The organism is Stenotrophomonas sp. FW305-3-2-15-E-LB1 (assembly GCF_058787375.1).
Genome location: NZ_JBYSZR010000034.1, coordinates 24,400 through 38,104, shown reverse-complemented (window position 1 = coordinate 38,104; position 13,705 = coordinate 24,400). Strand labels below are relative to the sequence as shown.

Sequence of the window (13,705 nt, the reverse complement as noted above, 5' to 3'; positions counted from 1 at the left end):
ACTCTACCGGCGCAGCGGTCAGGCCGCGCGCGCCACCACGGCGCGGGCCGGGCCGCCCTGCTCGATCTGGAACACCGACACCGAGGTGGTCAGTGCGTTGGCCTGCTCTTCCAGCGCGCGGCTGGCCGCGGTGGCTTCTTCCACCAGGGCCGCGTTCTGCTGGGTCACCTGGTCCATCTGCACCACCACCTGATTGACCTGCTCGATGCCGGCCGCCTGTTCCTTGCTGGCCGCAGCGATGTCGCTCATCAGCTGGTTGGTGCGCGAACTGGCGTGGGCCAGGCGGGCGATCGCCGCCTCGGACTGCACCGTTACAGCCAGGCCGCTCTGCACCTTGGCGGCAGCATCCTCGATCAGCTCCTTGATCTCCTTGGCAGCGACGCCGGCGCGCTGCGCCAGGGTGCGTACTTCACTGGCGACCACGGCGAAGCCACGGCCCTGCTCACCAGCACGTGCCGCTTCGACGGCGGCGTTCAGCGCCAGGATGTTGGTCTGGAACGCGATGCCGTCGATGACCGTGGAGATCTCAGAGATGCGCGCCGAGGACTGGTCGATCTCGCCCATCACCGTTGCCATCTGCGCCATGGCCTGTTCGGTTTCGCGCACGGCAGCACCGGCCGCATGGGCTTCGCTGTCCGCCTGGCGGGCCAGCTCGGCGTTCTGGCGCACGGTGGAGGTCAGTTCCTCCATCGATGCAGCGGCCTCTTCCAGGTTCGCCGCCTGCTGTTCGGTACGGCGCGAGAGATCGCTGTTGCCCGCGGCCAGTTCCTGCGCCGCATTGTTGATGCTGTCGGCCGCCACCTGGATGCCGCGGACGATGCCGGTCAGCTGCGTGGTGGTGGTATTGGCATCGTCGCGCATGCGGGCGAAGACACCTTCGTACTCACCGTCCATGCGCGCAGTCAGGTTGCCGTGCGAAATCGCGCGCAGCACGTCGGACACGTCGGCGATGCTGGCCTGCGAGCTGGCCATCATGGCGTTGAGGTGTTCGACCATCGCGCGGTACTGGAACTGGAACGCCTCGGCATCGCCGCGCACGCTGAAATCGCCCGCACCGGCGGCCCGGGCCAGCGTATCGATCTGCGCGCTGATCGCCATCAGGCTCTGCTTCACCGCGGCCAGGGTGCGGGTGAACGCGCCCTTCTCACCCGGGTACTGCGGCAGGTCGCGGCTGAGGTCACCGATCGCGTAGCGCTGCATGACTTCAGCCATCAGCAGTTCCACCTGCACATGCGATTCCACCAGGCTGTTGGTGGCCTGCACCATGCGGCCGAAATCGCCGGGGAAGGCGCGGGCATCCATGCGGTAGCCGATGGCACCGGCCTCGTGCTGTTCGGCCATCTGCAGCTGCGCGCCAATGGCGGCCTGCACGCTCTGCCGCACGCTGCCCATGGCCTCGCCCAGCTGGGTCAGTTCATCGCGGCCACCGAGGTGGAAGGACTGGTCCAGCTCGCCCTTCGAGAGCTGCTGCGCCAGCTGCACCGCGCGCGCCAGCGGGCCGGTCATGCTGCGCCCGATCATCACCGAAGCGGCGATGCCGACCAACAGCGCCACGCCGCCCAGCACCAGCAGCTGCAGCAGGCTGCGCTCGCCGAGGCGGATCGCTTCGGCCGCCGCCTCGCGGCTCTCTTTTTCCTCGAAGGCCACGCCATCAGCCAGCGCCTTGTTCCAGCCGTTGGCCGCCTCCTGCACCGGCCCCAGGGTCAGCGCGACCGCGCCGGGGAAATCCCCCTGTTCCATCAGTTCGCTGGTCTGCTTGTTGAGCGGGCGCGCAATGGCGCGCTTGGCCGCGATGGCCTCGCCCATGGCCTTGCCCTCGGCATCGCCGGGCAGCGCCTGGTAGGCGGTCCAGCTCGCCTCGTAGCGCTTGACCAGGTCGGCGATGCGCTTCTCGTCGGCGTCGCGAGCATCACCCTGGCGGATCAGCATCTCGCGGCGCACGACCATCATCTGGTTGTTGGCATCGAGCATCTCCGACAGCAGCCGCACCTTGGCCACGCTGACGTCGACCACCTGCTGCATCGCGCGCTTCTGCACGGCGGTGGCGGTGGCGCCGGTGGCGACCACGGCGGCCACCAGCAGCAGCAACAGGCCAAAGCCAAGGCCAAGGCGCCAGGCAACCCTGACGTTCCTCAAGTAGTTCATGGGGGTATCCAAAACGGGGGGGATGTGCCCTTATCGGCGCGCCGCCCGCTGGCCTTGACCGTGCAACCGTGAACGCTTCGGTGGGCGTTCACGTTGGCCGTTCAGCCGGATGCCCGTTGCGGTTGCAGCGGACAGGCGCTGGCCAGGCGGGTGGCCAGGTCCTGGCGCAGGGCGCTGAGCGCGACGATGCGGGCGTCGATGTCGGCCAGTTTTTCCTGCAGTGCAGCCGCCAGCAGCGGGCCGGCATCGGCCTGTTCCCACAGCCTGGGCAGGCGCTGGCCGATCTCGGCCAGGGTGAAACCGAGCTGCTGGGCCGTGCGGATGTAGTGCACCAGCATCGCCGTTTCGTCCGGGTAATCGCGGTACCCATTGGCCAGGCGCCGCGCGCCGATCAGGCCCTGCTTCTCGTAGAAACGCAGGGCTTCGCGCGAGAGGCCGCAGGCCTGGGCCAGTTCTCCAATCTGCATGGGGGCTCCAGAAAACGCTTGACCCTGAAGTTTACTTCAGCCCTGACAGTACGCCCTCTTTCTCCTGTTGAAGGCGTCCATGCTCACCTCCCGTTACCTCTGCATCGTCCGCGCCAGCGCCTTCTACGACCTGGTGGTCACCCTGCCCTTCGCCCTGCCCTGGACCTTTGCACCCCTGCATGCGGCGATGGCTGCGCTGGCCGATGCCTGGCAACTGCCCGGCCAGGTACCGGCTCTGGACCCGCTGCACATGCTGCTGGCCAACCTGCTCGGCTCGGTGGTGGTGATGTGGTCGCTGGCCCGCGTGCTTGCCCCCAGCGTGCTGCTGGGCCGGCTCGATGCCGCCGCACGCGGGCTGTTCGCGCTGTGGCAGGTGTATGCGGTGCTGCACGGTGCCAGTGCGATCCTGCTGCTGTTCACCGTCGCCGAGATCGTCTTCGGCGTGCTGCAGAGCTGGCGCCTCCAGGATCAATCCGCACGTTGAGCGCTCATCTGCCGCTCAGCAACACGCCCGTGTTTTCACGCGGGCTGGTCGCGGGGTGCAGGCATGGTGGGGGCACGTTCTGCAGGAGCTTCCCATGCGTTCACCCCGTGTTGCCGTGCTTGCGCTGTCGCTGCTGGTTTCCCCTGCATTCGCGCAGGCCCCGCCGGCCAACCTGCCCGCGCCCATCGCCGAGCGTGCGGGACCGGACATCGCCGCACGCTCGCCGCTGCACGCACAGGTACTGCTGGACCGCGCCAATTTCTCGCCCGGCCAGATCGATGGCGAGGTGGGCAGCAACCAGCGCCGCGCGGTGTCCGGCTTCCAGGCCGCACACGGGCTGACCGTCACCGGTGAGCTGGACGATGCAACCTGGAACGCGCTGCAGGCCGATGCCAACGCGCCGCTGGCCAGTTACACGCTGACCGCGGAGGATGTGGCCGGTCCGTTCCAGCCGGTTCCGAAGGGGCCGGCCGCACAGGCCAAGCTGAAAGCGCTGGGCTACGGCAGCGTGGAAGAATCGCTGGGCGAGCGCTTCCATGCCTCGCCCGAGCTGCTGAAGGCACTCAACCCCAGCGTCGACCTGGGCAAGGCCGGCAGCCGCATCCAGGTGCCCAACATCGCCCCGGCACCGTTGCCGAAGGCGGCCAAGGTGGTGGTCGACAAATCCGATTCCACCCTGCAGCTGCTCGATGCGGCGGGCAAGGTCATCGCGCAGGTGCCGGTGTCCTCGGGCAGCCAGCACGATCCGCTGCCGATCGGTGAATGGAAGATCCTCGGCGTGTACCGCGACCCGCCGTTCCACTACAACCCGAAGCTGTTCTGGGATGCGCGCAAGGGCGAGAAGAAGGCGACGCTGCCGCCGGGCCCGAACAACCCGGTCGGGCGCGTCTGGATCGACCTGTCCAAGCCGCATTACGGCCTGCACGGCACGCCCGAACCCGGCCATGTGGGCAAGACCGAATCGCATGGCTGCGTACGCATGACCAACTGGGATGCGCTGCGCGTGGCCGATGCGCTGGATACCTCGGTACCCGTGGTGATGCAGGAGTAAGCCGATGCGTCTTTCGCAGCTGATCGTACTGGGCGTACTGCTGGGCCTGGGTGCAGGCTGGTGGCTGCGCCGCGATGCGGGTGAGCCGGTAGCGGTTGCGCTGCCTGCGGCGCAACCCGCAGCCGTGACGGCGGCGCCGGTGAAGCCGGCTGCGCCCGCGCGCGTGGATGCTGCGGCTCCAGCACTCACGCTGGCCGCTCCCGATGCGGATGCGCCCGCAGGCCTGCTGCTGCCCGTGCAGGGCATCCAGGCATCGCAGCTGCGCGACACCTTCACCGATGCACGCAGCGAGGGGCGCGTGCACGATGCCATCGACATCATGGCCGACGCCGGGACGCCGGTGCTGGCAGTGGCCGATGGCACGGTGGAAAAGCTGTTCGACAGCGAACGCGGTGGCCTGACGATCTACCAGTTCGAGCCCGGCGGACGCTGGTGCTACTACTACGCGCACCTGCAGCGCTACGCCGATGGCCTGGCGGAAAAGCAGGCCATCAAGCGTGGTGAAGTGATCGGCTACGTCGGCAGCACCGGCAATGCCAGCGCCGAGGCCCCGCACCTGCATTTCGAGGTGCACGTGCTGGGCCCGGAGAAGCAATGGTGGAAGGGCGAATCGATCAACCCTTACCCGTTGCTGCAGGCGGCTGGCCGCTGAGGCTTCAGCCGGCTGCGCTGCGTGCGGCGCGCAGGCCCGCCTGCAGCGTGTTCACTTCGGCCATCCATTCGTCCAGCGAATCGGCCTCGTCCCACAGCTCGCGCAGCTCACTGTCTTCGGCCGTCACCTGCTGTACGGCGCGTTCGGCCAGTGCCAGCAGCGCGGCGGTCGGGCGCTGTGGATTGGCCTTCATCCACGCCTGCAGGTCTTCCTCTTCGGCGATCGCCGGCGAGGGATGGCCCAGCAGCGCCAGGATCACTTCCGCTGCGGCCAGGGCCTTGCTGCCATCGCCAGCGTCCAGGTCTTCATCGGTCTCGGCAGCCGTGCGCAGCGCGTCTTCCAGCAGTGAAAGATCCGTGCTTTCGCGCAGGTCGCAGACCAGATCGCAGGCGTCATCGTTTTCGAACGTACCGCTGCCCCATGCACCCATGATGTTGCTCCTTCCTTGATTGATGTCCTGCCACGCGCGGACCGCGAGGCGCGACGCAGAAGCATGCGGCACGGCTGCGGATCCTGGCAACCCACCGGTGCACTCAGAGACCGCAGGCCACCCGCACCGCTTCACAGGCGGCGATGAGGTCTTCCACCAGGCGCCCGCTGACATCCAGTTCGCCCTCGTACTCGGCGATGTTGCGCTGCTGGTGGCACTTGTCGAGCACGCGCCATACCTCCGGGCCGACGCCCAGCGTGTGCTTGAGCGACTGGAACACGATGTAGCGGTTGCTGGGCCGGAACCCCTGCGCACGAAGCGCCGCCAGGCTCAATGCGTGGGCGGCGTTGTAGGCCAGGTCGAAGCGGCTTTCCAGCGAAAGCGTCGCATTGCGTGCGTCACGCAACCGCGCCAGGCCCGAGCGCTGCAGGCCTTCGATCTCGCGCGGATCCGGCGGCTCGGCGCTGAGCGGTTTACCCGGCCCGACCAGGTTCTGCAATGGCGAGGTCATCCATTCCTCCAATCACCCACAGCTTGGGTTGTTCCAGTACACGCTGCAGGAAGGCATTGCCCTTGTGCAGGCGATCGTTCAATTCGTCGTGCGTGTACAGCGTCGGGTTCACCGGCCGTCCCAGGCGATCTTCCAGCGGATCGAGCACGGCCATCAGCTCAGCATAGCCCAGCGTATCGGAGACCAGCATCAGATCGATGTCGCTGTGCGCGCTGTCGGTGCGCTTGGCCACCGAGCCGAAGACGAAGGCCGCCGCAATCTGGTCCTGCAGCGGCTGCAGTGCGTCGCGCAGCGGCTGTGCCAGGCCGATGGTCTTGTGCACCAGCGCCACCAGTTCGGCATGGATCGGCGAGCCCGCAAAGGCGCGATAGCGCTTCTGGTTGCCGACCTTGCGCTGCTCCACCAGGCCACTGGCGACCAGCTTGGCCACTTCGCGCTGCACGGCGCCGGAACCGGCACCGCTGCCACTGATCAGCTCGGAAATGCTGAAGTCACGGCGGTCCTGCCCGAACAGCAGGGCCAGCACCCGTTGCTGGGTCTGGGTGAACAGCGCGTCGGCCAGGCCGATGGGGCCGGTGGACGACGATGTGGCGGCTTGGTTACCCATATTGGGCATTATTGTGCCCATATTGGGTATTTGGCAAGTGTGGGGCCTGCCCCCCGCGCTACCGGGTGCTGTTGCGCCGTTGCCAGCGCCGCAGCGCGATGCTCGCGGCGGCCAGCCCGCCAGCGGCAATCAGTAACAGCAGCGCCACCGGCTGCCAGAAGAAGAACGGCCACAGCCAGAGGTAATCGAGGTCGGTCAGCTTCAACACGTCCATCGGCGGCAGCAGTTCCACCGAGGCCGCTCGCCCGGCCAGCGCCGGGTCAACCTCCAGCACGGTCAGCCGCAGCCAGGAACGCCCGCGCGGCAGTGCGTCCCCCCGCCCATAGCCGAAGTACGAGGCGGCGAACCTGCTGGGCCCGACCGACTCCAGCGCCCGGGAAACATCCGTTCCGGACGCACCCGAGCGTGTCTTCGCGCGGAACTCGTTGCGATCGGTCGGGGTGTCCGCGCGCAGGCGCAGCTCCGGATCGATCGACGGATCGGCGCCGTCATCGGCGTAGCGCAGGCGCAGCCGCAGCGGGTCGTCGATGAAACGGTAGACCGCGATCTCGGCGGTCGCACCGGGCTGCAGCACCAATGGCAGGGTCTGCGTACGCGAGGCCAGGTGGTTGGCGGCCGCGCCCAGTACCAGCACGATGCAGGCCAGCGCCCACAGGCTCCACAGCAGCCACAGGGTCACCCGTGCGACCGTCTCGCCCTTCATGCCGAACTCCCGGTCATCGCGCTGCGTCCCTGCTGGCGTTGGCCACAACGTAGCGCAGAACTGCACGTGACCATAGTGCTAGCGTAAGGCAGCGCGCGAGCCGGCCCGGTACCTCGCCAGATGGCGAGGCTGGGCATCGCACATGCAGAACGGAGGTCAGGCCGGCCTGACTTCCCGGCACACCAGCTCGGCCAGTTCGCGGCAGGCGAAGAACAAGCCTTCCACCACGCCCTCATCGAGGTGGCGGCGGGGCGTGGCCATGGTCTTGCAGCGGTTCGCGGCGTGCAGCATCTCCGCCGCGGTGAGGATGGCCACGGCCGCACGGTCGATCCGCGCCAGGGATTGTCTGCGGCCTTCGGACAGGTTCTCTTCCGGCCAAAGCATGCCATCAGAGCCTTCGCCATCGCGGATGCGGGTGAGGCAGCCCTGGAAGGTGCTGAGATCGGAGGTAGGGTCTTCATCGTCGTTGACGGCATCAACAACGTGGAACGGCGGGTTCTTGCGAGTGGTCATGGCGTCGGCTTCCGTGGCTGTACGTAACAGCGCCACCGCGCGGAAGCGGGGTGGCGGACGGTGCGGGTTCCAAACCGGTGCATAGCTAATCCGGCGGGTCCGAAGACCCCCACGCACCGCCCGCCATAAAGGCCGACGGATTGCCAGCCGGCACCGTTTCAGGACGGTGCCGGCTGGCAAGCGTTTACAGCTATGCAACGGGTTTGGATGCCCGGCCACCCTTTTTCGGTGGCGCGCCATGGTGTCTACGCCTGCACGATCGATTCAATGAGAAAAATCCGAAAGGTCCGGAGGGAATCGAGCGTGCGGTGCGAAGTGTTGCATACGCGGGGAGTGGCGGATGCGACAGGAAAAGGCGCGAATCTGCAGCTGCGCGGGCGAGAGCGACGCGCAGTGACGCAAACAACCCGCGCTAAGGAATGGCGCGTGACGTTTATCGCTTACCAGAAGTTGTATGCGGAGGTCGTGCGGGAAGTGCGAGTGGCGCGTGGCTTGGGAGAATCTGACGTGGATGGCCGATTTAGAGTGCCGGAAGCGACATGCTGGTGGCTTCGGTTCTGCCAGCCATGGGCTGGCACTACGGGAGTTGGTGGAGAACCCAAAAAGAAGCGCCGCGACCCTAAGGGAGTCGCGGCGCTCTTTTTCAATTGCACAGCGTTACCACCACGCCGGGCATGGCCCGGCGCTACCGCCTACTCAGGCGAACGGATCCTGCAGGACCATGGTGTGGTCGCGGTCCGGGCCGGTGGAGACGATGCTGATCGGGCAACCGGCCAGCTCTTCCAGCGAACGCAGGTAGGCACGTGCCGCCGGCGGCAGCTCGTCCCAGTTGGTGATGCCGTGGGTGTTCTCGCTCCAGCCCGGGAACTCCAGGTAGACCGGGGTGCAGTCTTCCCAGCCCTGCGCGTCCAGCGGCGCGTACTCGGTGCGCTTGCCGTTGTATTCGTAGGCGATGCAGACCTTCAGCTTTTCCATGCCGTCCAGCACGTCCAGCTTGGTGATGCACAGGCCGCTGATGCCGTTGATGGCCACGGCGCGCTTCAGCGCGACGATGTCCATCCAGCCGCAGCGACGCGGGCGGCCGGTCGAGGCACCGTACTCGGCGCCGCGGTCACGGATGCCCTGGCCGATTTCATCATCCAGTTCGGTCGGGAACGGGCCACCGCCGACGCGGGTCGCGTAGGCCTTGGCGATGCCCAGCACGTAGTCGATCGCATCGGCGCCGACGCCGGCACCGGCCAGCGCGCCACCGACGGTGGTGTTGGAGCTGGTGACGTACGGGTAGGTGCCGTGGTCGATGTCCAGCAATGCGCCCTGCGCACCTTCGAACAGCACGCGCTTACCCTGCTTGCGCAGGTCGTGCAGGATGCCGGCCACGTCGGACTTCATCGGCTGCACGTATTCGCCGAAGGCCAGTGCTTCGTCGAAGGTCTTCTGGAAGTCGACCGCATCGGTGTTCAGATACTTGGTCAGCACGAAGTTGTGGTAATCCAGCGCGGTGCGCAGCAGCTCTTCCAGCTGCTTGGGGTAATGCAGGTCGGCGATGCGGATGCCGCGGCGCGCCACCTTGTCTTCGTAGGCCGGGCCGATGCCGCGACCGGTGGTGCCGATCGCCTTGCCGCCGGCAGCGCGTTCGCGCGCCTGGTCCAGGGCGATGTGGTACGGCATGATCAGCGGCGCGGCCGGGGAGATCTTCAGGCGCGAACGCACTTCGACGCCGGAGGCTTCCAGCTCGGCGATTTCCTTCTGCAGCGCGGCCGGCGAGATCACCACGCCGTTGCCGATCAGGCACAGCGCATCGTCACGCAGGATGCCCGACGGGATCAGGTGCAGGACGGTCTTCTTGCCATTGATGACCAGGGTGTGGCCGGCATTGTGGCCGCCCTGGAAGCGCACCACGGCGCCGATTTCCTCGGTGAGCAGATCGACGATCTTGCCCTTGCCTTCATCGCCCCACTGGGCACCCAACACTACGACAGACTGACCCATGACGGGCTCCTCGATTTGTTGCGGCCATCGGGGCCGCGGACGGGTAAACCGTGGCGGGGCTGGCCAGCACCTGGAAGGCGGCTCCAAACGGGGAGCGGCCGGCGATGGAAGGCCCAGACACGGAAAAAGCCGAACGGGGAGGCCCGTCCGGCTTTTGTGCATTATCCGGGTTTCCGGGGTCGGGTGCCACCTTTCCGACGGACGGCTTCACCGGCCGGTCAGGCCGGTAGTGCCGGCCGCTGGCCGGCAACCTGGAATTGCCGGCCAGCGGCCGGCACTACCCTTTCAATGGCGTGCCCACCACAGCAGGCTCAGGCCGGCCAGCAGCACCAGCCCGCCGAAGCTGCGCAGGGCCGGGCTGGGCAGGTCCAGCAGGCGCTCGGCCATGCGCTTCCAGGCCAGCGGGGCCACGAATAGCAGCAAGCCTTCGAGCACGGCCACCAGGCAGACGGCCGCGAACAGATCTTTCATGTGGGGCGCTCCGGAAAAAACACGGGGCCCGGCATCTGGCCGGGCCCCGTGGGATCTTGCCGAACGACTCAGCGGTCGCTCTTGAGGTACTGCAGGAACGGGTCGTTCTTGTCCAGCACGATAATGCCGTTGCCGTCGGTCATGGAGCCGCGGTAGGCCTCCAGGCTGCGATAGAACGCATAGAACGACGGGTCAGCCGAACCGGCCTTGCCGTAGATGCGGGCGGCATCGGCATCGCCTTCACCGCGCAGGCGCTGTGCATCGCGCTCGGCTTCGGCGATCAGCACGGTGCTGTCACGGTCGGCCTGGGCACGGATGGTCAGCGACTGCTCCTCGCCCTCGGCGCGCAGCTTGGCGGCTTCCTGCTTGCGCTGTGCGCGCATGCGCTCGTACACGTCGTTGATCACCTGGCTGTCGGTGGGCAGGTCGACCTGCTTGATGCGCAGGTCGATCATCTGCATGCCCAGCCCGGACACCGCTTCGTTGATGTCCTTGAGCTGCGCGGCGATCAGCTCGCTGCGGTCGCCCGACACCAGCTGCTGCAGGGTGCGCGAGTTGATCTGGTTGCGCAGCGAATCGGTGATGATCGGCTGCAGGCGCGCGTTGGCCACGCGCGGGTCACCACCGGTGGCACGGAAGTAGTCGCCCACGTTGGAGATGTAGCCGACGGCGAAGAAGTCGACGCTGACGTCCTTCTGCTCGGCGGTGAAGTAACGCGCCGGCGCCGTGTCCAGCACCTGGAAGCGGCGGTCGAACACGCGCACGGTTTCCACCACCGGCACCTTGAAGTGCAGGCCCGGCTTGATGTCCGAACGCACCACCTTGCCCAGGTTCAGGACCATGGCGGTCTGGTCCTCGCGGACCACGTAGACCGAACCCAGCAGGGCCAGCAGGGCCGCCACGGCGACGGCAATCCAGATAGAACTTCTCATCGGCTGCCCTCCTCACGGCCGCTCGGACGCCCGGTCGGGCGGGTCACGGCCCGGCCCGGATCACGGGAAACTTCGGTTGCGGTACCCGGCAGCGACGGCATCACCACGTCCGGGTTCGGCACCGCGGCCGGCGCCGAGGCGCTGGGACGGGTGTCGCCGGTCATCGGCACGTAGATCAGCTGGCGACCATCGCCACCGATCACCTTGCGGTTCTCGCTCAGCACCTGCTGCACGGTTTCCAGCCACAGGCGTTTGCGGGTGACCTCCGGGGCGTCCTTGTACTGGGCCTGCAGCAGGCTGAAGCGCTGTGCGTCACCCTCGGCCTTGGACACCACGGCCTGCTTGTAGCCTTCGGCGGTGGTACGGGCACGCGAGGCCTGGCCTCGGGCTTCCGGCACGACCTTGGCGGCGTAGGCCTGGGCTTCGTTGATCAGGCGTTCCTTGACCTGCTGGGCACCGTTGACCTCGTCGAAGGCCGGCTTGACCTCCTCCGGCGGACGGGCGTCCTGCAGGGTCAGGCCGGTCACGGTCAGGCCGGTCTTGAACGCACCCAGCAGCGCCTGCAGGCGCTCCTCGGCGGCCACGGCCAGCGGGCCACGGTTGTTCAGCACCGAGTTGAGGTCGGCGCGGCCGACTTCCTCGCGCACCGCGCTCTGCGCGGACTGTTCCAGCACCTGGTCCGCATCGACGGTACCGAACAGGTACTGCTGCGGGTCATCGATGCGGTACTGCACGTTGAGCGAGACGTTGACGATGTTCTCGTCGCGGGTCAGCACCGGCACCTGGATCGAGAAGGTCTTGATCTCGGTGGCATTGACCTTGGTGACCGATTCGATCGGCCACGGCAGCTTGAAGTTCGGGCCCGGGGTCAGGATCCGCGAGAACTGGCCGAAGCGCAGCACCACGCCACGCTGCTGTTCGCCGATCAGCTGGAAGCTGGAGAACAGCACCAGCAACACCACCGCCGCCGCCACCCAACGCAGGATGCCGCCATCGAACAGGTCCTTCAGCGGCCCGGGCAGACCGCCCCAGCCACCACCATTGCCACCGCCGCGCGACCCGAACGGCCCGCGTCGATTGTCCTCGGGGCCTTGTCCGCCCTTGTTGCCGCCGGGTGTATTCCAGGCCATGCACGCTCCATCAATATGTGGGCTGCGGCGCGGGCCCTTCCCGCGGCGCCAGCCGTGAATCTTCACCGATCATACAAGATGGGGCGGACTGGCAGGTTTGAAAGGGCCCTGACCGGGTAATGTGGCGTTTTCCTCGAAGTCAGGCAGCGCCGATGGCCCCCACCACCCCGTTCACCGCCTTCCGGATCGAAAACGACGATGCTGGCTACCGCAGCGGCCTTGTCCAGCTGGGCGTAGACGACCTCAGCCCCGGCCAGGTGCTGGTCCGCGCCCACTGGTCCTCGGTCAACTACAAGGACGCCCTGGCCGGCACCGGCAAAGGGAAGATCCTGCGCCGCTTCCCGCTGGTGGGCGGCATCGACGTGGCCGGCACGGTGGTCGCCTCCAGCGACCCGGCCTGGCGCGAGGGCGATGCGGTGCTGGCGACCGGCTGCGGCCTCAGCGAAACCCGTGACGGAGGCTACAGCCAGTACGTACGCCTGGAATCGCGCGCCGTCATCGCCCAGCCGGCCGGGCTGAGCCCGCGCGAGGCGATGGTGCTGGGCACCGCCGGCTTCACCGCGGCCCTGGCCCTGCTGCGCCTGCAGGACAACCGGCAGACCCCGGGGCACGGGCCGCTGGCCGTGACCGGTGCCACCGGCGGCGTCGGCGCGCTGGCCGTGGACATCTTCAGCCGTGCCGGCTACGAGGTGCATGCGATCAGTGGCAAGCCGGAGCAGGCCGCCTTCCTGCGCGACATCGGCGCGAGCGAGGTGCTGCCGCGCGAGGCGCTGGCCGATACCGCGCCCCTGCAGTCGGCCCGCTTCGGCGGCGGCCTGGACAATGCCGGCGGATCGATGCTGGCCAGCCTGCTGGCGCAGACGGTGCCCTATGGCAGCGTGGTCAGTGCCGGCCTGGCCGCGAGCGCGAAACTGGAGATGACGGTAATGCCATGCATCCTGCGTGGCGTCTCGCTGCTCGGCGTGTCCTCGGCCAGTGCGCCGCGTGACCTGCGCGAACAGGTGTGGGCGCGCCTGGGCGGGAAATGGAAGCCGCAGCACCTGGAGCGCATCTGCACCGCGGAAGTGGGCCTGGCGGACCTGCCGGGCGTGTTCGAGCGGATGCTGGCCGGTGGTTCGCTGGGCCGCACGGTGGTGCGGATCGACTGAACGTCGCAGGCAGGCGACGGACGGCAGCTACCCTACTCCCACCAGCAATGTGCCCGCACTACACTGCGGGCATGACACGGGGAACAACATGGCACGCATTCTGATCGTCGACGATTCACCGTCGCAGCTGTTGGGGATACAGCGCATCGTCGAGAAACTCGGGCACCAGATCCTGACCGCCACCGATGGCGCGGCCGGGGTGGAGACGGCCAAGGCCGAACTGCCCGACCTGGTATTGATGGACGTGGTGATGCCGAACCTCAACGGGTTCCAGGCTACGCGCACGCTCGCCCGCGACGAGGCGACCCGGCATATCCCGGTGATCCTGGTGACCACCAAGGACCAGGACACCGACCGCATGTGGGGCATGCGCCAGGGCGCGAAGGCCTACATCACCAAGCCGTTCTCGGAAGACGAGCTGTCCGAGGTGCTGGAGCGGGTGTTCGCCGGCCAGGGCTGAACCGTTCCCGGT

16 protein-coding genes are annotated in these 13,705 nt (G+C 67.6%); 5 read left to right on the top strand and 11 right to left on the bottom strand.

Features of this window, described 5'->3' with window-relative positions:
- Positions 1-18: 18 nt before the first annotated feature.
- Both AC3WL7_RS18860 and AC3WL7_RS18855 read right to left on the bottom strand, forming a co-directional pair.
- A complete protein-coding gene (locus tag AC3WL7_RS18860) occupies positions 19-2,145 on the bottom strand; it encodes a methyl-accepting chemotaxis protein (RefSeq protein ID WP_312738998.1) in 2,127 nt (708 codons plus the stop codon).
- Positions 2,146-2,246: 101 nt separating this feature from the next.
- Entirely contained in the window at positions 2,247-2,612 is a 366-nt protein-coding gene (locus AC3WL7_RS18855) for a MerR family transcriptional regulator (protein WP_492752427.1), read from the bottom strand.
- Between the two features lie 79 nt (positions 2,613-2,691).
- On the opposite strand from AC3WL7_RS18855, the gene AC3WL7_RS18850 reads away from it, so the two are divergent.
- The 3 genes from AC3WL7_RS18850 to AC3WL7_RS18840 all read left to right on the top strand — a co-directional run bounded on the left by AC3WL7_RS18850 (position 2,692) and on the right by AC3WL7_RS18840 (position 4,799).
- Positions 2,692-3,096, top strand: a complete 405-nt coding sequence (locus tag AC3WL7_RS18850; protein WP_492752426.1) for a hypothetical protein — start codon at positions 2,692-2,694, stop codon at positions 3,094-3,096.
- 94 nt (positions 3,097-3,190) lie between these two features.
- Positions 3,191-4,147: a L,D-transpeptidase family protein gene (locus AC3WL7_RS18845; RefSeq protein ID WP_492752424.1), complete on the top strand. Its 957-nt coding sequence runs from the start codon at positions 3,191-3,193 to the stop codon at positions 4,145-4,147.
- Between the two features lie 4 nt (positions 4,148-4,151).
- Positions 4,152-4,799 (top strand): M23 family metallopeptidase, encoded by a 648-nt coding sequence (locus tag AC3WL7_RS18840; RefSeq protein ID WP_492752423.1) that lies wholly within the window; start codon positions 4,152-4,154, stop codon positions 4,797-4,799.
- Positions 4,800-4,803: 4 nt separating this feature from the next.
- On the opposite strand, the gene AC3WL7_RS18835 is transcribed toward AC3WL7_RS18840, so the two are convergent.
- The 9 genes from AC3WL7_RS18835 to hflK form a co-directional block, all read right to left on the bottom strand.
- On the bottom strand, positions 4,804-5,229 hold the full coding sequence (locus AC3WL7_RS18835; RefSeq protein ID WP_492752422.1) for a DUF4259 domain-containing protein: 426 nt from the start codon (positions 5,227-5,229) through the stop codon (positions 4,804-4,806).
- 103 nt (positions 5,230-5,332) lie between these two features.
- Positions 5,333-5,740 (bottom strand): hypothetical protein, encoded by a 408-nt coding sequence (locus tag AC3WL7_RS18830; RefSeq protein WP_079222784.1) that lies wholly within the window; start codon positions 5,738-5,740, stop codon positions 5,333-5,335.
- Positions 5,703-6,347 (bottom strand): MarR family transcriptional regulator, encoded by a 645-nt coding sequence (locus AC3WL7_RS18825; protein ID WP_200752290.1) that lies wholly within the window; start codon positions 6,345-6,347, stop codon positions 5,703-5,705. Before AC3WL7_RS18825 ends, AC3WL7_RS18830 begins: the two co-directional genes overlap by 38 nt.
- A 58-nt stretch (positions 6,348-6,405) precedes the next feature.
- Positions 6,406-7,050 (bottom strand): hypothetical protein, encoded by a 645-nt coding sequence (locus AC3WL7_RS18820; RefSeq protein WP_492752420.1) that lies wholly within the window; start codon positions 7,048-7,050, stop codon positions 6,406-6,408.
- Between the two features lie 156 nt (positions 7,051-7,206).
- Entirely contained in the window at positions 7,207-7,563 is a 357-nt protein-coding gene (locus tag AC3WL7_RS18815; protein ID WP_079222786.1) for a hypothetical protein, read from the bottom strand.
- Between the two features lie 696 nt (positions 7,564-8,259).
- Positions 8,260-9,552, bottom strand: a complete 1,293-nt coding sequence (locus AC3WL7_RS18810; RefSeq protein WP_079222787.1) for an adenylosuccinate synthase — start codon at positions 9,550-9,552, stop codon at positions 8,260-8,262.
- Between the two features lie 285 nt (positions 9,553-9,837).
- Positions 9,838-10,023 (bottom strand): DUF2065 domain-containing protein, encoded by a 186-nt coding sequence (locus AC3WL7_RS18805; RefSeq protein WP_079222788.1) that lies wholly within the window; start codon positions 10,021-10,023, stop codon positions 9,838-9,840.
- A 68-nt stretch (positions 10,024-10,091) separates the two neighbouring features.
- Entirely contained in the window at positions 10,092-10,955 is an 864-nt protein-coding gene (gene hflC, locus AC3WL7_RS18800; protein WP_079222789.1) for a protease modulator HflC, read from the bottom strand.
- Positions 10,952-12,085 (bottom strand): FtsH protease activity modulator HflK, encoded by a 1,134-nt coding sequence (hflK, locus tag AC3WL7_RS18795; protein ID WP_108747183.1) that lies wholly within the window; start codon positions 12,083-12,085, stop codon positions 10,952-10,954. Before hflK ends, hflC begins: the two co-directional genes overlap by 4 nt.
- Positions 12,086-12,237: 152 nt before the next feature.
- Here hflK and AC3WL7_RS18790 point away from each other — a divergent pair, with 152 nt between their 5' ends.
- Together AC3WL7_RS18790 and pilH are read left to right on the top strand one after the other, a co-directional pair.
- Positions 12,238-13,233 carry a YhdH/YhfP family quinone oxidoreductase gene (locus tag AC3WL7_RS18790; RefSeq protein ID WP_492752416.1) on the top strand — a complete coding sequence of 332 codons (996 nt, stop codon included), beginning with the start codon at positions 12,238-12,240 and terminating at the stop codon, positions 13,231-13,233.
- Positions 13,234-13,321: 88 nt separating this feature from the next.
- Positions 13,322-13,693 carry a twitching motility response regulator PilH gene (gene pilH, locus AC3WL7_RS18785; RefSeq protein WP_005410644.1) on the top strand — a complete coding sequence of 124 codons (372 nt, stop codon included), beginning with the start codon at positions 13,322-13,324 and terminating at the stop codon, positions 13,691-13,693.
- The last annotated feature ends 12 nt before the right edge of the window (positions 13,694-13,705 follow it).

Coding starts and splice junctions, on each gene's coding strand:
- AC3WL7_RS18825 (WP_200752290.1), bottom strand. CDS start 6,347: ATGGGTAACCAAGCCGCCACATCGTCGTCCACCGGCCCCATCGGCCTG.
- AC3WL7_RS18850 (WP_492752426.1), top strand. CDS start 2,692: ATGCTCACCTCCCGTTACCTCTGCATCGTCCGCGCCAGCGCCTTCTAC.
- AC3WL7_RS18790 (WP_492752416.1), top strand. CDS start 12,238: ATGGCCCCCACCACCCCGTTCACCGCCTTCCGGATCGAAAACGACGAT.
- AC3WL7_RS18840 (WP_492752423.1), top strand. CDS start 4,152: ATGCGTCTTTCGCAGCTGATCGTACTGGGCGTACTGCTGGGCCTGGGT.
- AC3WL7_RS18815 (WP_079222786.1), bottom strand. CDS start 7,563: ATGACCACTCGCAAGAACCCGCCGTTCCACGTTGTTGATGCCGTCAAC.
- hflK (WP_108747183.1), bottom strand. CDS start 12,085: ATGGCCTGGAATACACCCGGCGGCAACAAGGGCGGACAAGGCCCCGAG.
- AC3WL7_RS18820 (WP_492752420.1), bottom strand. CDS start 7,050: ATGAAGGGCGAGACGGTCGCACGGGTGACCCTGTGGCTGCTGTGGAGC.
- AC3WL7_RS18845 (WP_492752424.1), top strand. CDS start 3,191: ATGCGTTCACCCCGTGTTGCCGTGCTTGCGCTGTCGCTGCTGGTTTCC.
- AC3WL7_RS18855 (WP_492752427.1), bottom strand. CDS start 2,612: ATGCAGATTGGAGAACTGGCCCAGGCCTGCGGCCTCTCGCGCGAAGCC.
- AC3WL7_RS18805 (WP_079222788.1), bottom strand. CDS start 10,023: ATGAAAGATCTGTTCGCGGCCGTCTGCCTGGTGGCCGTGCTCGAAGGC.
- AC3WL7_RS18835 (WP_492752422.1), bottom strand. CDS start 5,229: ATGGGTGCATGGGGCAGCGGTACGTTCGAAAACGATGACGCCTGCGAT.
- hflC (WP_079222789.1), bottom strand. CDS start 10,955: ATGAGAAGTTCTATCTGGATTGCCGTCGCCGTGGCGGCCCTGCTGGCC.
- AC3WL7_RS18810 (WP_079222787.1), bottom strand. CDS start 9,552: ATGGGTCAGTCTGTCGTAGTGTTGGGTGCCCAGTGGGGCGATGAAGGC.
- pilH (WP_005410644.1), top strand. CDS start 13,322: ATGGCACGCATTCTGATCGTCGACGATTCACCGTCGCAGCTGTTGGGG.
- AC3WL7_RS18830 (WP_079222784.1), bottom strand. CDS start 5,740: ATGACCTCGCCATTGCAGAACCTGGTCGGGCCGGGTAAACCGCTCAGC.
- AC3WL7_RS18860 (WP_312738998.1), bottom strand. CDS start 2,145: ATGAACTACTTGAGGAACGTCAGGGTTGCCTGGCGCCTTGGCCTTGGC.